The sequence below is a fragment of the Brucella sp. H1_1004 genome, from assembly GCF_047308065.1.
GTDB lineage: Bacteria > Pseudomonadota > Alphaproteobacteria > Rhizobiales > Rhizobiaceae > Brucella > Brucella pseudogrignonensis_B.
Window position 1 is genome coordinate 204,946 of record NZ_JAYKZA010000004.1, and the last position, 17,617, is coordinate 222,562.

The following is a 17,617-nucleotide window of genomic DNA, read 5'->3' on the forward strand; positions in this document are numbered from 1 at the left end:
CGTTTAACGAAATTTATTTTAATTATCGGAGCTATCAATTTCTTCTATTCAAACAATGACTTGTCTGGTTGCCACTGGGTTTGAATCTGATTTGACACGATTTAGCAGTGCTTGACAAAGCTCGCCGATAGATCATAGTTCCATTTATAAAGATATATTCCGATAATCGGAACTTTATATTTGTGAGCACAGTCGTTTGAGCGATCAAAGATGATCGGCCTCAATCACGATTACTCATGAAGTTAGGCAACCAATAAATCGAAAAACCGGAGGGTAACATGAAAGCAAATAAGTTCACTCTATTGGGCGCACTTGTACTGACCACGATGACTGCCACTGTTGCGGGAGCGCAAGATTGCACACCAAAGCATTCCCTTGAACCAATCAAAGCTGGCGTTCTCAGCGTGGCCCTCACAAATACGCCACCCTATTCGGTCGATGAAAACGGAGTTTCCGGAATTGATGGCCAAATCCTTCAGAAATTCGCTAAAGACAATTGTCTGACGATAGAACACGAAATATTTAGCTACCCGGCCGCCGTCTCGGCTATTCAGTCAGGACGTGCCGATGTAGCAATAGGCGGCTTCTATCGGACTGCGGCTCGCGGCAAAGTGGTCGCGCTCAGTGATGCAGTTTACCTTGATCAGGTTGCGGTTGAATCCAAAGAAGGATTTGAAACAATTGATCAGCTCAAAGGCAAGCGCGTCGGAACGGTTGAGGGTTATTCCTGGGTAGGGGATCTGGAAAAGTTATACGACAATGTGAAAACATATCCATCATCCCTTAATCTGGCCCAGGATGTGCAGGCCGGTCGAATTGACGCCGGGATCGAAGGCTTTGGCGCAGCAGTCAACCTTAATAAAGATAATGGCGTCCAGGTTAAATTATATCAACCAGATCCACGCGTGGCCGCGACAACGTTGCCGACACAGACCGCCTTCCTGATGTCTCACAACAATCCTACATTTGTCGATGCTATGAATAAATCGCTTAAGAGCTATCGCGATGATGGTGTTATTGGTGAAGCACTGACAAGCTACGGACTTCCTACATCCGCCGCGGATGTAGGTGAGAATAAAGAATACTGACAGGCATTCTGGGCTGCGGATTCCGCAGCCCTTTCTCTCCTGCAAACTAAATCTTCTTTTCTTTCGAGCCAACGGCAGGACGCTTCTTATTGGATAATTGTGCTCTTGTTCTTATTCTTTTACATTTTGACACTTAACTCACTGATTGCCGAATGCGATTAATCGTTCGATAGTAGGATCCCATTCAACGATCTGAATGACCAGACAATTAACCTGACCTGCAGCTAATCGCCTTATGGAACCGAGGATAGAAGATTTAACTTATGAATGACGTTGTGAACAAAGATAGCCCGCTGGAGCGCTACATAGCAATTATGGAAACAGTTGCCCCTTTCACGGATGGTCTGACCGCTGCAGAGCTTGAAACAGCGCTCGACCTCCCTAAGACAACTGTCAATCGTTTGTTACACGCTCTGATTAGCAGCGGCATGATCAGTACGAACAATTCCCGGAACCGCACTTTCAAACTTGGAGATCGGCTACTCAAACTGCTTCACACGTCACCTGACACGAGTTGGGTCGTTACATTAGCACAGAAGCCTTTGCAGATTTTGGCGGAAAAAACGGGACAGTCTGCATTTATTTCAAAGCTCGATGGCAATGAAATTCGCTCCGTCACTTGTGTTGCTCCGGATACTCCCGTGCGAACATATGTAATGCCCGGAATGGCAATGCCTATTAATGCTACAGCTTCTGGCAAAGCTATTATGGCATTTCAATCGCCAGAACTGATCGATAAGATACTTTCTGAAAATCTTGTACAATTTACAGATCAGACCAAAACGCAAGCAGCTCCTTTGCTTGAAGAATACGAATTAATCCGTTTCCGCGGTTATTCCACAGATCTTGCCGAGCATGTGGCTGGACTGGGCACAATTGCAGTCCCCGTCATCTTGCAACGGGCCCCTATTATATACGCAGTAGGTGTGACGGGCCCTTACCGGGCTGTCATTGAAGAGAATTTTGAAGCGCATTGCGAAGCATTGAAAGACACGGCTCATCGGCTTTCAAAGCTAATGCAGATGCGAGGCGCTGATTTGTACGATCCGTCAAGCAATCAGGTGGCAGATTTAGATTAAGCTTCATACTCTCCAAGTTCAACCTGACCACGAAGTGGGATTTGGTCCTTGAGTCGATTCAAGTTGTCGACGAAAAGCTTTGCAACTGCAAGCGGCTCACTTGGAGCTGCAACGTGTCCAGTTACCGAAATTCCTGGCGTTGACCAAAGCGCTGATTTCGGTTGAAGAGGTTCTTGGCGAAAAACATCTAGAACTGCTTTTTCCAACCAGCCATTATTTATGGCGTTGATCAAATCAGATTCTTCAACAGCTGAGCCACGGCCAGCATTAATAAATATCGCAGTGCGACGAAAACACTGAAAGAGGCGCTCATTAAAAATATTACGTGTTTCGGGCGCATCTGGTAGGAGGTTAACGACATAGTCGGACTTTCCAACCAGTTCACTAATCTCATTCAAACATCCAATATAGTCAAACGAAGCATGTTCACGCGCCGTTCGTCCAACACCTAATAACTTTACGCCAAAAGGTCGGAAAAAATCTGCAACTGATACTCCGATATTACCGGTCCCCGCAATAAGCAGCGTTTTACCGCTAAGCGTGCCTGGCTGTGTATTATCCCAAATACCAGCACTTTGTGACTGGTAACGCCGTTCGTGCTGGCGCTCATGCGCAAGGATATATGACAACACATACTCCGCCATCGTCTGGCCAAATACATCGACCGCACGGCAGAAGATATAATCTTTCGGCAAATCCGGCACGAGCAAAGGCTCAAATCCTGCCCAACTCGACTGGACAAATTCGGGTTTGATACCGCATGACAGTAAGCCAGCAATTAGATCAGGCTGACCTATCCAGAAAGGACATTGGCCAGCTTCAGTCAATGCATGCTCGATACCGTTCGTGGAAACAATAACCGCATCAGGCAGAAGGCCTATGAGAGCGTCATGGTATATCTGACAATGGCTCTCTATAATGAGTATGTGCATTGTTTAACCATATAACAGCCGGAGTGGTATAGCAGCTAGAAGGCCATACCTTCATATGGTATGGCTATGCTGTGGCGAAATGTTTAGGCGCATGCCTACTCCCAAAACATCTTCACGCTTTTTAGAGTAGGCATAGCTGCCATTCATCATTGAGCGTAACCTGGCTCTTCCTCATCGAGGATACGCCGCATTTCAGAAAAATGTGCAAAAGGCATTTCCCGATAGTCGTCCCATTCCTGAGCAGTTTTTTCTGCCAACTCATCCGACATTATATTTAATGGCTGGTGGGTGGAGTAAGCAAGCACAAGCGTCTTACAAGATTTCTCGAGAAAGTAGAGCTCATCATAAGCTTCTGCCACGCTCGCCGCGGTGACGAGAATACCATGATTTCCCATTATCATCGACCTTTTATTTCCAAGTTTTCGGACCAGTCTCTGCCCTTCATCCTGATCATCAGCAATGCCGCCAAATTCAATATCAATAGCCGTTCGGTTAAAAAAGCGGGCTGTATTTTGATCAATTGGCTTAATCTCAGGATCGGCCAGACTGGCCAGGGCAGTGCTATATGTAGAATGGACGTGCAAAACGCATCGCGCATCAGGCCTTGCAGCATGAATACAGCCATGAATGGTCCAGGCGGACGGATCGGGAGCGTCGTCTCGTTCCATGGTTGAAGGATCGTTGGCATCAAGCAATAACAGGTCGGATGCTTTGATACGCGAAAAATGGCGCCAGCGTGGGTTCATTAGGAATCGTTTGCCATCATTGGAGACCGCAACACTGAAGTGATTTGCTACACTTTCATGCCAGTCATTTCTAACTGCGAGCCGAAAAACTGCGGCAAGTTCTTCGCGCAGTGTCTGTTCATCTTTTGAAGCCCAAGGGGTACTGACCACTGGATTTGACATATTAAAAGATATCCTCTTAAGCCGTTGTTACAGCTGTTTTATTTTGACAGAATATTCAAAATTGTATTCAGATATGCCTTGGCTTGGAAACGAAATCTGTGCATTATGATGATGACGAAAGGTCATGATAATGCATCAGAGAATTCCCAACTTCGAATTATTGGCGACATTTCTGGCGGTTCATTCTGACGGTAATTTCTCAATTTCTGCTCAGAGACTTAACATTACTCAATCGGCCGTTAGCCATCGCATAAAAAGGCTTGAGGACGAGCTTGGAATTGTGCTCTTCGAACGTTCCCCACACCACGTATTCGTCACAGAGGCAGGGGCCAGGCTAGCGAGCGAGATCGAGCCAGCCTTCAAAGCGCTGGAAACTACATTTGCTTGTTTCAATGCTCGCGGTGAGTGTTCGCTGGAGATTGAAGTGGAACCAGCGTTCAGCACCAAATGGCTCGCTCCCCGGCTCAAAAAATTTCTTAATAAAAACCCATCACTGAAATTACAGCTTAATTTGTCTGATAAGCGGCTTGAATTTTCGGGGCAAACGCAAATTGCTATTAAATGGGGTCACCCTGACAGTTGGCCAGAATATGACTGCGAACCATTAATGGGGCTCACATTTACACCGATGTGCTCTCCAGAATTTGCTCAAAAGAATCAGCTCTTCTCTCCAATCGATCTGCTTAGATGTGTTCTGATACATGACCGGGATTACGACAACTGGCTGGAATGGGCGCGCTTATATGACCTGCCTTTAGAGCATTTTAAATCCGGACATATCATCCGCGACACCCCATTGCTTGAGCAGACCGCAATCGAAAGTGACGGAGTTGCGCTTTACGCAATACAATTAGCCGAAGCTGCACTGCGGCGGGGTGATTTAACAGCGCCATTCCCCGAAGCGGCATTGATGAGCAATGCGCAATATATGCTTTTGAAGCATCCAACGCGGCGTCTAAGTGATGCTGGCAAATCGTTTGATAAATGGATCCGTCAGGTAACTAATGGAAGTGACTGAAATCAAGCGCGGCTCAAATCTTCCATACTAAAGATCATCGGACATTTCGCGTAATCATATGACTCTTTGCTCGTCATCTGCAAAAGCCAAGCAACAACGCTATCACTAGTAAAGCAAGCAGAAGTTTTCCGACATTTTGCTCAAAGAAACTAAATGAGAGGCTCTTTTTTGCTCGCGGAATGCGCAAGAGTTCCCTGATCTTCTCTGGATCATAGTGCAGCATGTAACACTCTTAATGGTAGTATCGTTTAATGGTATCATGCGAACCATAAACCGCTTGTTGCGTTGCCCAAGGCAGGCAACGCAACGTATGACTTAAACTCTCTCAAGAACGATAGCGATCCCTTGTCCGACACCCACACACATGGCCGATAAAGAATAACGCCCCTTTGTTTCCTGCAACTGAAGCGCAGCAGTGCCGGTTATACGTGCACCCGACATACCAAGTGGATGACCCAAAGCGATTGCCCCGCCATTTGGATTGACGCGAGCATCATCATCACGAATTCCAAGCTCCCGTAAAGTCGCAATGCCCTGACTGGCAAATGCCTCATTGAGCTCAATGACATCAAGCTGATCAGCGGTCAAATTGAGCGATGTCAGCAGCTTTTTTGCTGCTGGAGCTGGCCCGATACCCATGACTCTCGGCGCGACACCTGCAGTAGCACCACCGACGACACGTGCAATTGGCGTAAGCCCATATTTTTTGACTGCCGTCTTGGAAGCAATGATGAGTGCAGCCGCACCATCATTGACGCCGGATGCGTTGCCAGCCGTGACAGTCCCACCCGTTCGGAACGGAGCGCGAAGTCCAGCAAGCGTTTCGAGTGTTGTTTCCCGGGGATGTTCGTCCGCTTCAACAAGAACTGGAGCGGATTTACGTTGTGGTATAGAAACAGCCACGATCTCACGCGCCAACCGGCCATTCTTTTGCGCCACGGCTGCTTTACGCTGACTATTAAAGGCAAATGCATCCTGATCTTCGCGAGAGATATGGTAGTCCTCAGCGACATTCTCGCCCGTTTCGGGCATTGAATCGACGCCGTATTGCGCTTTCATCAATGGATTGACAAAACGCCAACCGATCGTCGTGTCGTAAACCTCATTATGCCGGGAGAAAGCGCTTTCGGCTTTTGGCATAACAAATGGTGCTCTGCTCATGCTTTCAACACCGCCGGCGATCATCAGGTCTGCCTCTCCCGATTTGATAGCACGTGCAGCCGTTATGACCGCGTCCATACCGGAGCCGCAAAGCCGGTTAATAGTCGTTCCAGATATTGAGACAGGAAGCCCCGCAAGCAGCAAGGACATCCGCGCTACATTTCGATTATCCTCACCGGCCTGATTAGCACAGCCGAAAATCACATCATCAACGGCTTCCCAATCAACCGACGGATTGCGCTTCATCAATTCCGCAAGTGGGACGGCCCCAAGGTCGTCGGCTCTGACACTGGAAAGAGCCCCACCATAACGACCAATCGGCGTGCGGATATAATCGCAGATAAATGCTTCACTCATGATCATATCTTTCAAAGTTGCGGTACGCTCAAATCGGAAACAGGTCCGTCAATATACAGTTGGGCGCCAGTAATGGATTGAAGTTGCTCGACACTCATGTTTGCAAGTTTTTCCCGAAGAACAAAACGGCCCTCCTCGATGTCGATGACAGCGTGGCTTGTGTAGACACGCGTAATGCACCCGACACCCGTTAGAGGAAATGAGCATTTATCAACCAGTTTGGGTTCACCTTTTTTTGTGAGATGCTCGGTGATAACCACAACCTGCTTAGCACCATGAACAAGATCCATCGCGCCACCGACAGCTGGCACGCCGGAAGAACCAACGCGCCAATTTGCCAGATCGCCGTTCTGCGCAACCTGATACGCGCCTAGAATAGCAACATCCAGATGACCGCCTCGAACCATCGCAAAACTGTCTGCATGATGGAAAAATGAGGCTCCGGGCTTTAATGTAACGGCTTTCTTTCCCGCATTGATCAGATCCCAGTCCTCAGTGCCGGGCAATGGCGCCTCACCAAAATCCAAGACACCATTTTCAGTATGAAATATGGCTTGCCTTCCGGACGGCTGATAGCGTGCAACCATCTCCGGAAAACCTATTCCGAGATTAACATAAGCACCATCAGCAATATCCTGTGCCGCACGCCATGCAATCTGAGCGTTCGACAGCTTTATATTTTCATGGGTGTCGATCATCATAATGCGGTGGCTCCCTCACGAATGAGTACTTCTTCCTGCTGCGGATCAGGAACCTCGACAACACCGTTCACAAATATCCCCGGTGTAATGATATGCTCAGGGTTCAGCTCACCAAGCGGGACAATTTTGGAAACCTGAACGATGGTAATAGTGGCAGCCATGCACATCAGCGGGTTGAAGTTTCTTGCTGCCATCCGATAGGTCAGATTACCGTGCTGGTCACCATAATGAGCTTTTACCAACGAAAAATCAGCTTTAAGCCAACGCTCCTGTACATAAGGGCGCCCATCGAACTCAGAGATAGTTTTCCCGGCTGAAAGTTCTGTGCCATAGGCCGTTGGTGTGTAGAAAGCAGGAATGCCAGCCCCGCCAGCGCGAATACGCTCTGCCAGCGTACCTTGCGGCACCAACTCAAGTTCGATTTCACCTGCGAGGAATTTGTCTGTAAAAGCCCTCGGGTCGGATGAGCGCGGGAATGAGCAGACCATTTTGCGCACCATCCCAGCATCAATCATTGCAGCGATACCAATGCGGCCATTACCAGCATTGTTATTGATGACGGTAAGATCCTTTGGTCCCTTTGCAATCAATGCATGGATCAATTCAATGGGTGCCCCAGATCCACCAAACCCTCCGATCATAACTGTTGCACCATCTTTAATGGCCGCCACAGCGTCTTCCAGGCTGTCCAGTCGCTTATCCATTTTTCTATCACTCCAGAATGAGAAAAACGTCATCTATTTCCTGAATGGATATGAGGAACAGAACTCGACTGCAAACATTTTGTGCGCTATAAGAACTTTGTTCGTTATTCGCACAAAACGAGGGGCAGCGCTTGACTATAAAGAATCGTGACCTGATGGCTGGTTTGGCTAAAGGCCTGAAAGTAATTGAGGCCTTTACCGCTGAGCGACCAAAATTAAGTATTGCAGAGGCCGCTGATGCCACACAATACGACAGGGCCACGACACGGCGCTGCCTGCTGACACTTGCTGAACTGGGATATTGTGCTTACGACGGTAAGTACTTCACGGTGACCCCCCGAATTCTTCGCTTGGGAACAGGCTGTCTCGCTGCGATGCCATTGCCTCGCATCGTACAGCCTTATCTTGATCAGCTTTCAGAGCAAATCCACCAAAGCACCTCAGTATCAATTCTTGATGGAAACGAAATTGTATACGTAGCGCGTGCAGCGCAGCAACGCGTTATGTCTGTCACTCTAATGCCAGGCTCCCGATTGCCAGCCTATTGTACGTCTATGGGGCGCGTGCTTCTGGCGGCATTACCTGAAGATCAGGTCAAAGATCTTTTCTTCGCAGAAGACCTAGTTGCTCGAACGCCGAATACAGAAACATCACCGGATCGCTTATTGGATAACCTCCAACAGATCCGTAAACATGGATATGCGGCTATTGATCAGGAAGTGGAAATGGGATTGAGATCGATTGCTGTGCCCTTAACTGACTTCCGTCAAAGAACTGTCGCGGCACTTAATATGGGTTTCGCGGCAACAACAGAATCTTTAGATTCAATGGTTCAGAAGTATCTACCTGCCTTAAAGGCTATCCAATCCGAAATATCCGGGACTTTAAGATAGCTACCTGGTGCAACACCGCCATAACTTATTATTGCTTGAAGGGTATCAATGGCTGCCCCCTGCGTTGGGAGATGTGCTGAGTGCCAGTCAGTATGGCTTCGATTCATATGATATAATGGTGATCTGAAGAGTTTTATTCAATTTTTGTAGGGAATCTATGTTACCCACTGGTAGGGAAACTGGTTTCCCTAGGTGACGTCGTTTAGCTACCACTTAAATAACGGTTACTGTGCAACTGGTATGATGGAATGATCGGAAACACATATATTCGGGTGGCCCTAGAAAATTACCTACCCCCTCTGTGAGGGTCTATTGCGCATCTCACCTCTAGCTGTCATTTCATCCAACAGCGGAGGTTCTAAAATGGAACAAAATAAAAGCGACGAAACAGTAGTTCAGTTTCCCAAGGAAGCAACGAAGCCAGTATCATCCACAGAACGAATATGGGGCAAGCAGGTCTTGCGTCATGGGTATACTGGCATCCCATCAATCCTCATACGCTCACAGGCTCGTCTGGGCCTCAACGCGTTACAGATGAATATTCTAATTCAGCTTTTGGATTATTTGATTGATCCTGGCCGTATGCCATTTCCTACCAAGAAGGATCTGGCAAAGCGCATTGGTGTAACGGACAAAACTATTCAACTGAATATGAGAAAGCTGGAGAACGCCAAGTTTCTTATTCGTGAGACACGCAAAACTGCGGCAGGTGATTGGAACAGCAACATCTACCATCTGGATGGTCTGATCGAAAAAGTGAGAATGCTTGAACCAGAATTTCAGCAGGCTAGAGAGGAAAAAATGAAAGCTTCGAAGAAAGCAGGAGCTCCAGTTTTTAAGCCTAAGCCCTTAAAATAATTTACCCCGGCCGCATGCCATATGACAGAGACGGTACCGGGGTTTACAGCGCTAATATACCCGGGGTGGGGAAAAATACAAGCAGGATTAATTGTCATGGATGAAAATGATATAGCTGCGTTGGAGGAAGCACTGTCATTGGAGCGCTTCAGTCGCTATCTGGCGTGGGCAAATGGTGATCGTGCACATGCGGTTGAGCTATACACTCTGAATAGCCGACTCTCTGCCTGCTTCCATATTTCACTACATATGCTCGAAGTTGTTTTACGAAACAGGATTCATGCCGTTGCTTCGCAATGGAGTATTGATAATTGGGAAAGCGAAGAAGAGGCTTTACCTTGGTATGACTGTTCTGATTTCCAGATAGGCGCGTGGCAATCTGAGCAGTTACAGAAAGCCAAGAACGATCTGTTAGATGATCACAAGCCGATTGAAGCTGGCCGAGTAGTAGCTGCGCTTACATTTTCATATTGGACAGCTTTTTTCGGAAAGGGCTACGAAGAACTATGGCAGCGCGTACTGCATCGAATTGGTAAGCGACCCAACGGCAAAGGATTGCGTCGCAAGGATTTTAGCTCACCACTGACGCCCTTACGTTTATTACGTAATCGCATCGCGCATCATGAGCCGATTTTGTCATGGAATCTTCCGAAACACCATTCGTCAATTATCGAATTGACAAACTGGCTGTCGCCCGCTGCATCGGAGTGGAGCGCAGAAAATTGCCTTTTTGCCGAAGTATTCCCAAATGAGGGGATAAAACTAGCAGAGATAAAGCAAAAGTAGTGAGAGTTACGTTGTAAAATTGCATTCGCTTGTGGACATCTCAGATTTCTTGCGTTCTAAAGACTACATGGCAGGAACAATTGAAATTCAGAATCTCCGTAACATTTCAAAGTTACGTTTTGATATTCCAAATAGAGGCGTCTGGCTACTCACCGCGTCCAATGGTGGGGGTAAGACGTCCTTACTTGCTTGTCTTAGGCGAATTGGTCACGGAAATGCTTTTCCAACCCATTTTCCTTCGTCATTAAAGACAGAACGGCTAGATAATCATGCCAGCGGTAGCGTGCGATACGAGATCAACGGCAGTGTTGTCGAATACGCTTATCGTGGACAGCGATGGACACCTCGACCGAGGACCAATTCACATCTTTTTGACCAGTTTGGTTATGATTCTGTTACTTACATCGGGGCAAATGCAGATAGAATTACTCCGCGGCCGGAAGACTTCGATCCGCGCCATGTCCGAACAGTAAATAAGCGTATAATTGATGCAGCAAATACAATATTTGAAACAAAGAAATTTAGCTCTCTAAGGACTATCAATTTAGCACGCGGTGTAGGTAACGATGCGTTCGTCCTCGCGCTTGCTACAACACCCATAACCTACCATTCAGAAAAACACTTCAGTCTTGGGGAGTTATGTGTACTTAAGCTGTTAAGGCTTATAAACGCTGTTAATAACAATAGTATGATCATAGTTGACGAGTTGGAAATGGCCCTACACCCGAGGGCTCAAGTCAGGTTGTTGAACTATTTAACCACAGAGGCTGAAACTAAATCTCTTACAGTTATTTTCTCTACGCATTCGGTTACACTGCTTAAATCGGCTGACAGACGTCGTATTATCTATCTTGAACGACAAGATGACGGAGAAATCCGTCCGATCTACGGTTGCTTCCCAACATACGCAATTGGCAATATCGCTTCTGATGAAGAGACCCTGCCCGACTTGATGCTTTACGTAGAAGATGTATTTGCCCGGGAAATTGTTACAGCTTTTTTCGAAAAATTTGCTAATGAAAAATTTGCTGATCCGACGATGAGGCCCACGGCTAAAATAGTTCCAGTCGGCGGCTTTCAGGAGGTTGTGGCCTTTATGGATCGCAACAAGTCTGTCCTTCCAACGCATGTAAAGCAGAAGGCAATTTTGGATCAGGATGTTTCTACGGAAACTCTGGTGGGATGGCGTGCCAACGAAAATCATTCACAGCTACTAAAGTTTAATCGTCAAGGCGCGGACTTACAGTACCTTCCATTTACGCCAGAAGTGGGTTTGCTGGAATACATAACAAATAACCAAAATGCCTTTGAACAAGCTTTGCGTGTAAGGTGCGCTGATAATCAACTCCGCATTGCACCGTTGATTGCCGCGTACAATCCAAATCTTGTAGGTCGTCCTTTGCGTGATTCAGCAAAAGTTGCAGTAGAACAACTGCTTCAATACGTTGAAAGGCAAACTCAACGTTCCAGTGACACTGTGCGGGAGCAAATAAGTGGGGTTTTTGCAAATTCTGCGTGGCCGCAGTACCGGGCTAATTTTTTTGCCTTATTCGGTCCGATGACAGCCTGATTTTTTGCGATGTGGCTCAAGAATAATATCTGGTACAGACATTCGGATTAAGGGGAATTAGGTGGCTTTGCCCCCTAGCCCTCACAAGCGCAAAAACAGGTCTCCCCGTACTTCCTCATATCGTGCGCCAAGTGGCTTCTCCATTCGTGCAGCAACACCAGGTGCGCTGCGCGCCCTTGGTGGCCCTTCGGGCGGGTGATCCCCTTCCTGTTTTTACGCTTGCCTCTCCTAACCCCCAATCTCACTTGCGATGCCGCAGGAGCAGAAGCAGAGCTTCTGCCCTACGGGGCAAAAGCAGAGAGCTTCGAGGTTCAGGAAAACCGGAGATCAAATATGTCTAAAAACGTTGACGCTGGAATTGTATCGATTGAGCTCGATAAGCTGGAACGCGATCCGAAGAACGTTCGTAGAACCTATTCTGCAGAAAGCATCGCAGCTCTTGCCGCAAACTTGCGCAGCGATGGATTTCAGCCGCTGCAAAATCTTGTCATCAGGAAAAGCACGAACAAAGGTAAATTCTTTGTGGTTGCTGGCGAGCGCCGCCGCTTGGCGCTTGTATCGCTGGCGGATGCCGGTGAAATAGCGGCAGATTTTGCGGTGTTGTGTAAAGAACGCCTTGAACAGGATGCGATTTCAATCAGCCTTGCAGAAAATGCTATGCGCGAAGAAATGCATCCGGCGGACCAGTTTGATGCCTTTCAAAGTCTGGTCAATGAAGGCATGCATATTTCCGATATTGCCGTGCGTTTCGCTGTCACGGAAGCAATCGTCAAACAGCGCCTTGCCCTTTCGCGGATTGCCGCTGAATTGCTGGCACTCTACCGCGCAGGTGAGTTGGAATATTCATCACTCAAAGTATTTACGATTTGCGATGACCATGAAAAGCAAATGGCCGTTTGGAATGATTTGAGTGAATGGAGCCGCAACAATCCTCACATTATCAATCGCGCTTTGACAGAAAATCTGATTGCCTTCTCCGATGCACGTTTTGACTTTTTTGGCGGTGTTGATGTGTATCTAAATGCCGGTGGCAGCTACAAACAAGACGTAACCGGCGTTATTGCCCCACGTTCTGTTTGATTTTGTGTTCTGTCATTGAGAGTTAGCGAATGGGCAGAACGCAGTTTTTCTCAACGGATCAGAATGAGCGTGACATCCATCAGTGGCCAGCTGATTTAAAAGCCCGGGTTGTTTCGAAAAGCTTGCGCTCTGGCGTGACAGCTGACCTGCACGCTTACTGCGATCGTAATTGCCATAAGCAGAGCCACATCGACCAACTATTGCCATGAAATTTTACCGGTTCGGCATGAGGGAGACACCGCTTACTTGCGTTTTTCAATACAATTCGCCGACCTAGTTTGAGATCATGAACCGTAAATTGGTCTCAGAAGCTTTGCGCTAAATCAGAGCAAGTCCAAAGGTCAGACGTCGGATCTCACCATCGTCCTGATTAATGAGTACCGTGCCCTGCGTCTTTCGCTTTTGAACGCTCACTCGGAGGCACATCTGTCCTTCAACCTTGCCAAGAAGTAAATTCTCCGTTTTTTCGACGACGTTTCGGATCAGCCGTCGGCGCTCTAGGTTGATCGAGTCATACTTGAAGATCTTGCAGAGAAACTCCTTCCTTTCTTTATGTAACTCTAATAACTTCACACCTTCATCGATCATTCTAAGACATCCAGCTGATCACTTCGTCTCGAAAAAAATCATACGACGGTTGTTTCAACAATACTGCCAGTCATGCCCAGGATAGTTTGTGGAAATCGGCGAACATAGTATGAACAGCGTTGTAATGGCGGCGCGATCAAAGCAAGCTCAGATTGAGATTCAATTGCAGGATATGATCGCAGGCATCCATGGCAGTCAGCGCAGGAACCGAACTCCGTCGCCCAGATAGATACGAAGATTTCGAAACCCGGTGCATGGCGCTCGGCAAGGTAATGATCAACTCGCCGAACGTGACCAAGAACGGCCGGCGAGGTCAGCCGCAGAAAGGCGTAGATGTTTGGGGGTATCGCGACGGCAGGATCAATCATATCGTCGGCGTGCAATGCAAATTGAAAGGTATTGGCCACATCCTGACCGAGGATGAGGTTCGAGACGAATGGAAGGCGGCCCTCACCTTCGACAAGAATTTGAAAGAGTTTTTTATCCTCACGACGGCCGAGAATGGACTTGCCCTTATTTAGTGGAGGGGTTCTGTCACTAATTTACGGTTTATCATCTCGAACTGCATCGGTGATTTGTATCCGAGTGCAGAATGTCTGCGCACAGGATTATAGAAGCCGTCAATGTATTCGCCAATGGCTTTGATTGCATCCTTACGTGTGTAGAACACAGTGCGCCAGATCAGTTCCGACTTGATCGTTTTGAAGACGGTTTCCACCATTGCATTGTCATAGCAATTTCCTTTGCCGCTCATGGATGGAAGCATTTTGTGAGCTGTGAGGATTTTGCGATACTCATAACTGGCATACTGGCTTCCTCTGTCCGAGTGCTGGATCAGCCCCGGCTTTGGTTGACGGATTGCAATGGCTTTCTTCAAAGCACTGATCGCCAGATCCTTCTTCATCCTATCGCGTGCTTCCCAGCCGATGATGCGACGCGAATAAAGATCGACAACGATTGCCAGATATAGCCAGCCTTCTGCCGTCCATATGTAACTGATATCGACACCCCATTTTTGATTAGGCCCATCACAAGTGAAGTCCTGATCCAGAAGATTGGGAGCGACGGGCTCACCATGATTGCTGTCGGTCGTGCGTTTGAAGCGAGTTTTCTGCCGGGCTTTAAGGCCGTTTTCACGCATCAGTCGCGCCGTGCGGTGACGTCCTGCTCGAATACCTTCTTCGTTCAGTTCGACATGCATTCGAGGGCTGCCATAAGTTTCACGTGACAGCTCAAACTGATTACGAATATGCGCCAGGATGATCATATCGTCGAGCTGACGACGACTGGGCAAACGATGCTTCCATGCATAATAACCGCTGATACTGACGCCTGCGAAAGCGCACAGCCGTGACAGAGACATATGAGCCTTCTCCGTGTCGATGAACGCAAACTTCATCGACTTGTCTCCCGAGCGAAGAAGGCCGTCGCTTTTTTTAGTAGGTCACGTTCCTGTCGCAGGAGTTCATTTTCCTTACGAAGCCGGGCAAGTTCCTCGCTCATGTCCTCATGCGGACCAGAAAGCAGATCCTTCTCAGCAAAATTGCGACGCCAGCGGTCAAGTGTTGATTTGCCAATGCCAAGGTCGTCCGCAACCGATGAAATGCTTCGACCACTCGTCGTTAAAATACGAACGGCTTCCCGTTTGAAATCTTCTGTAAATTCGCGCTGCTTCAATTCTAAGTCTCCTGTCAGTTTTATCTAACAGAAGCCCTCCACTTTTGAAGGGGAAGTCCATTGTGACATGGGCACTTTTCCGTATCCCCTCTGGTTCGTTAGAGAATGCTGATGGCATGGCGAAACCGATCAACATCAAAACCAGCCCGACGAGTCGTCCCAAATGCGTCATTGGCGTCCCATTTTTCAGGCGGAAAACTTAATCCAAAATCTCGATATTGCCAGGCTGGGGGCGTTTGGGGAGGAGCGGGTTCTAACCAAAGTATAGCGGCAATCTTAATGGCCACTTTCCCAACTCCTACACCGAGAAGTGGTCGGGCCGCACCCCACTCCTTTACGGACTTGCCGACATTATCTCTGAAGCGACTGCTTTTGGGTAGCACGGTATGCTACGTGAATGACTGCAATAAAGCGCTAAGCAGCCGTTGCAAGGTGGATAGCCGGTAGTCTGCTAGCCACACCATAGCCCACAAAAGCGAAGTTCCAGTGGGCGGCGACTTTACTGATGATCGCGAGCTTCATCCCTGAGATCGAGATGGCGTGAGTGCTGTACATCATTATGAACTCATCACCCTCCCCCGCACAATCTTGCTAACAGCGTACGACTGGCCGCCGGGAAAGAAAACCGAGTCAACGGCGGGGTTCGCCCGATTTACGAATCTCAAAAATCCGGCGGTCCTATTTCTTATCTTATCATAATTATTGATTTCTAATTCTTAAATTCAACTCAAATAGCCACTCAGTAGCGTTACTCTGACGTTAACCATGTTTATTTATAACCTCTGATAAGTATAGGTTATCGGAGGTTATTGATTTCAGGTCTCAAATCAGCGAAAGTCGTGCCCAATCCGCGTTGCTGAAGGCAAGTTTTCAGCCCAGTCAGGGAGTTTTGACCTGTGACCACTTCGCCCGTTTCCGCCGTCGAACGGCGCGCCGAAACACTCGACACCATTGCCGCCGTACTGCCAATGAACCGGCGCGACATGCTGGCCGGCATTTTGTCCGATGAAGATGTCAAGACGCTCCGGCATCTGGTCAATGAAGGCATGGGCGAAAACACCCTGCGCGCGCTGACTTCTGATCTGGCCTATCTCGAAGCCTGGTCGCTGGCTGCAACTGGCGGCCCCCTCCCCTTCCCCGCACCCGAAGCCTTGCTGCTCAAATTCGTCGCCCATCATCTCTGGCGGCCACAACAGCGTGAGATCGAACCCAATCACGGTATTCCAGCAGGCGTTGAAGAAAAATTGCGCCAGCAAGGTTTTCTGCGCGTATCCGGACCGCATGCACCCTCCACCGTACGCCGCCGTCTCGCCAACTGGTCAACACTGACACGATGGCGCGGGTTGGGGGGTGCGTTTTCCTCGCCAACCGTCAAGTCTGCCATCCGGCTTGCGGTCCGCGCCGTGAACCGGCTGCGCAGCCGCAAGAGTGGCAATGCGATGACCAGCGATATTCTGACCGAACTGCTGGGGACGTGTTCAGGAGGAGACGTGACCGACATTCGAGACAGGGCCATCCTTCCTTATGGGGGTCCTTGCCTCCGGTGGCCGTCGTCGGAGCGAAATAGCAAGTCTTCCTACAGAACAACTTGTCAAACAGGCGCCTGTCACCGCGAAAGACGGCTCCCCCTCCCCTCGCTAACGATGCATCTTGGCCGCACCAAGACACGTGGCGCTGATCACGCTGAAATCGTTTATCTGACCGGACGTCCTGTACACGCCCTCAGCCAATGGCTCGAAGCGGCCAAAATCGACAAAGGCAACGTGTTTCGAAAAGTCGATCGATGGGGCAATGTTTCGGCGCGCGCTGGAACCTCGTGCCATCAACCGGATCGTCAAGCAGCGCGCAAAAATGGCTGGGCTTAACCCAAAGGAGTTTTCTGTACATGGCCTGCGCTCCGGCTATCTCACCGAAGCCGCCAATCGCGGCATCGCTCCGTGCAACAAGCGTCCGACTATTACAACAATGCCAAACGGCGTAGCGGACTCGCATCGCGATTGCTTTGATGGTTTATTATTAAAGCAAGTTGCCAGTGACAACCTTGAAGAAATGCAAACACTTTCGCTGAGGCTCATATCTTTGCATCTATCATGGTGTTCAACTTCCAATCTTCCGAACTGCTTGTTTTCGATTGAACGAGCAATACTCATCTACTCATTCCGGCAGTCTCGGTGATTCTGTCGCAAATTTTTGAGTGGGTTATAAGCGGGCTTATCT

Annotated in this window: 18 protein-coding genes and 1 pseudogene; 10 read left to right on the forward strand and 9 right to left on the reverse strand. The window is 48.4% G+C overall.

The genetic code is table 11. The features are described 5' to 3' along the window. The first annotated feature begins 278 nt into the window (after window positions 1–278). Complete coding sequence (locus tag U2P60_RS19785; protein WP_413574087.1) at window positions 279–1,088, forward strand: substrate-binding periplasmic protein; 810 nt, start codon at window positions 279–281, stop codon at window positions 1,086–1,088. Window positions 1,089–1,351: 263 nt separating this feature from the next. Further along, the gene (locus U2P60_RS19790) at window positions 1,352–2,167 is read left to right on the forward strand and encodes an IclR family transcriptional regulator (RefSeq protein ID WP_413574088.1); all 816 of its coding nucleotides are present in this window, start codon (window positions 1,352–1,354) and stop codon (window positions 2,165–2,167) included. On the opposite strand, the gene U2P60_RS19795 is transcribed toward U2P60_RS19790, so the two are convergent. Together U2P60_RS19795 and U2P60_RS19800 are read right to left on the reverse strand one after the other, a co-directional pair. Next, window positions 2,164–2,994: a D-2-hydroxyacid dehydrogenase gene (locus U2P60_RS19795; RefSeq protein ID WP_413574090.1), complete on the reverse strand. Its 831-nt coding sequence runs from the start codon at window positions 2,992–2,994 to the stop codon at window positions 2,164–2,166. The genes U2P60_RS19790 and U2P60_RS19795 overlap by 4 nt on opposite strands. A gap of 251 nt (window positions 2,995–3,245) precedes the next feature. Next, on the reverse strand, window positions 3,246–4,007 hold the full coding sequence (locus tag U2P60_RS19800) for a class II aldolase and adducin N-terminal domain-containing protein (RefSeq protein ID WP_413574092.1): 762 nt from the start codon (window positions 4,005–4,007) through the stop codon (window positions 3,246–3,248). Between the two features lie 130 nt (window positions 4,008–4,137). On the opposite strand from U2P60_RS19800, the gene U2P60_RS19805 reads away from it, so the two are divergent. Next, entirely contained in the window at window positions 4,138–5,025 is an 888-nt protein-coding gene (locus tag U2P60_RS19805; RefSeq protein ID WP_413574093.1) for a LysR family transcriptional regulator, read from the forward strand. A gap of 315 nt (window positions 5,026–5,340) precedes the next feature. Here the strand turns inward: U2P60_RS19805 and pcaF are convergent, their stop codons facing one another. From pcaF to U2P60_RS19820, 3 genes are read right to left on the reverse strand one after another with little or no spacing between them, the layout of a single operon-like run. Further along, entirely contained in the window at window positions 5,341–6,543 is a 1,203-nt protein-coding gene (gene pcaF / locus U2P60_RS19810; RefSeq protein ID WP_413574095.1) for a 3-oxoadipyl-CoA thiolase, read from the reverse strand. A gap of 11 nt (window positions 6,544–6,554) precedes the next feature. Beyond that, a complete protein-coding gene (locus tag U2P60_RS19815; protein ID WP_413574097.1) occupies window positions 6,555–7,244 on the reverse strand; it encodes a 3-oxoacid CoA-transferase subunit B in 690 nt (229 codons plus the stop codon). After that, entirely contained in the window at window positions 7,241–7,948 is a 708-nt protein-coding gene (locus tag U2P60_RS19820; protein WP_413574099.1) for a 3-oxoacid CoA-transferase subunit A, read from the reverse strand. The genes U2P60_RS19815 and U2P60_RS19820 overlap by 4 nt, the downstream gene beginning before the upstream one ends. Window positions 7,949–8,079: 131 nt before the next feature. On the opposite strand from U2P60_RS19820, the gene U2P60_RS19825 reads away from it, so the two are divergent. From U2P60_RS19825 to U2P60_RS19845, 5 genes are all read left to right on the forward strand, one after another. Next, window positions 8,080–8,841 carry an IclR family transcriptional regulator C-terminal domain-containing protein gene (locus tag U2P60_RS19825; RefSeq protein WP_413574101.1) on the forward strand — a complete coding sequence of 254 codons (762 nt, stop codon included), beginning with the start codon at window positions 8,080–8,082 and terminating at the stop codon, window positions 8,839–8,841. 363 nt (window positions 8,842–9,204) lie between these two features. Next, window positions 9,205–9,699, forward strand: a complete 495-nt coding sequence (locus tag U2P60_RS19830) for a helix-turn-helix domain-containing protein (protein WP_413574102.1) — start codon at window positions 9,205–9,207, stop codon at window positions 9,697–9,699. Window positions 9,700–9,795: 96 nt separating this feature from the next. Continuing rightward, window positions 9,796–10,485 (forward strand): hypothetical protein, encoded by a 690-nt coding sequence (locus tag U2P60_RS19835; protein ID WP_413574104.1) that lies wholly within the window; start codon window positions 9,796–9,798, stop codon window positions 10,483–10,485. Between the two features lie 67 nt (window positions 10,486–10,552). Next, window positions 10,553–12,055 (forward strand): AAA family ATPase, encoded by a 1,503-nt coding sequence (locus U2P60_RS19840; protein ID WP_413574105.1) that lies wholly within the window; start codon window positions 10,553–10,555, stop codon window positions 12,053–12,055. 333 nt (window positions 12,056–12,388) lie between these two features. Then, window positions 12,389–13,135, forward strand: a complete 747-nt coding sequence (locus U2P60_RS19845; RefSeq protein ID WP_413574107.1) for a ParB/RepB/Spo0J family partition protein — start codon at window positions 12,389–12,391, stop codon at window positions 13,133–13,135. A gap of 318 nt (window positions 13,136–13,453) precedes the next feature. On the opposite strand, the gene U2P60_RS19850 is transcribed toward U2P60_RS19845, so the two are convergent. Then, window positions 13,454–13,723: a hypothetical protein gene (locus U2P60_RS19850; protein WP_413574109.1), complete on the reverse strand. Its 270-nt coding sequence runs from the start codon at window positions 13,721–13,723 to the stop codon at window positions 13,454–13,456. Between the two features lie 188 nt (window positions 13,724–13,911). Between U2P60_RS19850 and U2P60_RS19855 the strand changes: the two genes are divergently transcribed. Next, the gene (locus U2P60_RS19855; RefSeq protein WP_413574111.1) at window positions 13,912–14,244 is read left to right on the forward strand and encodes a hypothetical protein; all 333 of its coding nucleotides are present in this window, start codon (window positions 13,912–13,914) and stop codon (window positions 14,242–14,244) included. Here the strand turns inward: U2P60_RS19855 and U2P60_RS19860 are convergent. The 3 genes from U2P60_RS19860 to U2P60_RS19870 all read right to left on the reverse strand — a co-directional run bounded on the left by U2P60_RS19860 (window position 14,241) and on the right by U2P60_RS19870 (window position 15,958). Further along, window positions 14,241–15,400 (reverse strand): IS3 family transposase gene (locus U2P60_RS19860; protein ID WP_413570911.1). Its coding sequence is split into 2 segments (ribosomal slippage): window positions 14,241–15,139 and window positions 15,139–15,400, totalling 1,161 coding nucleotides; the frame shifts between segments, so codons are not numbered across the junction. The two genes, U2P60_RS19855 and U2P60_RS19860, sit on opposite strands and share 4 nt — an antisense overlap. A 98-nt stretch (window positions 15,401–15,498) precedes the next feature. Further along, window positions 15,499–15,687, reverse strand: a complete 189-nt coding sequence (locus U2P60_RS19865) for a hypothetical protein (protein WP_413574113.1) — start codon at window positions 15,685–15,687, stop codon at window positions 15,499–15,501. 127 nt (window positions 15,688–15,814) lie between these two features. Further along, the gene (locus U2P60_RS19870) at window positions 15,815–15,958 is read right to left on the reverse strand and encodes a hypothetical protein (RefSeq protein ID WP_413574115.1); all 144 of its coding nucleotides are present in this window, start codon (window positions 15,956–15,958) and stop codon (window positions 15,815–15,817) included. A gap of 410 nt (window positions 15,959–16,368) precedes the next feature. On the opposite strand from U2P60_RS19870, the pseudogene U2P60_RS19875 reads away from it, so the two are divergent. Then, window positions 16,369–17,406: pseudogene (locus tag U2P60_RS19875) on the forward strand (tyrosine-type recombinase/integrase). Window positions 17,407–17,617: the final 211 nt, after the last annotated feature.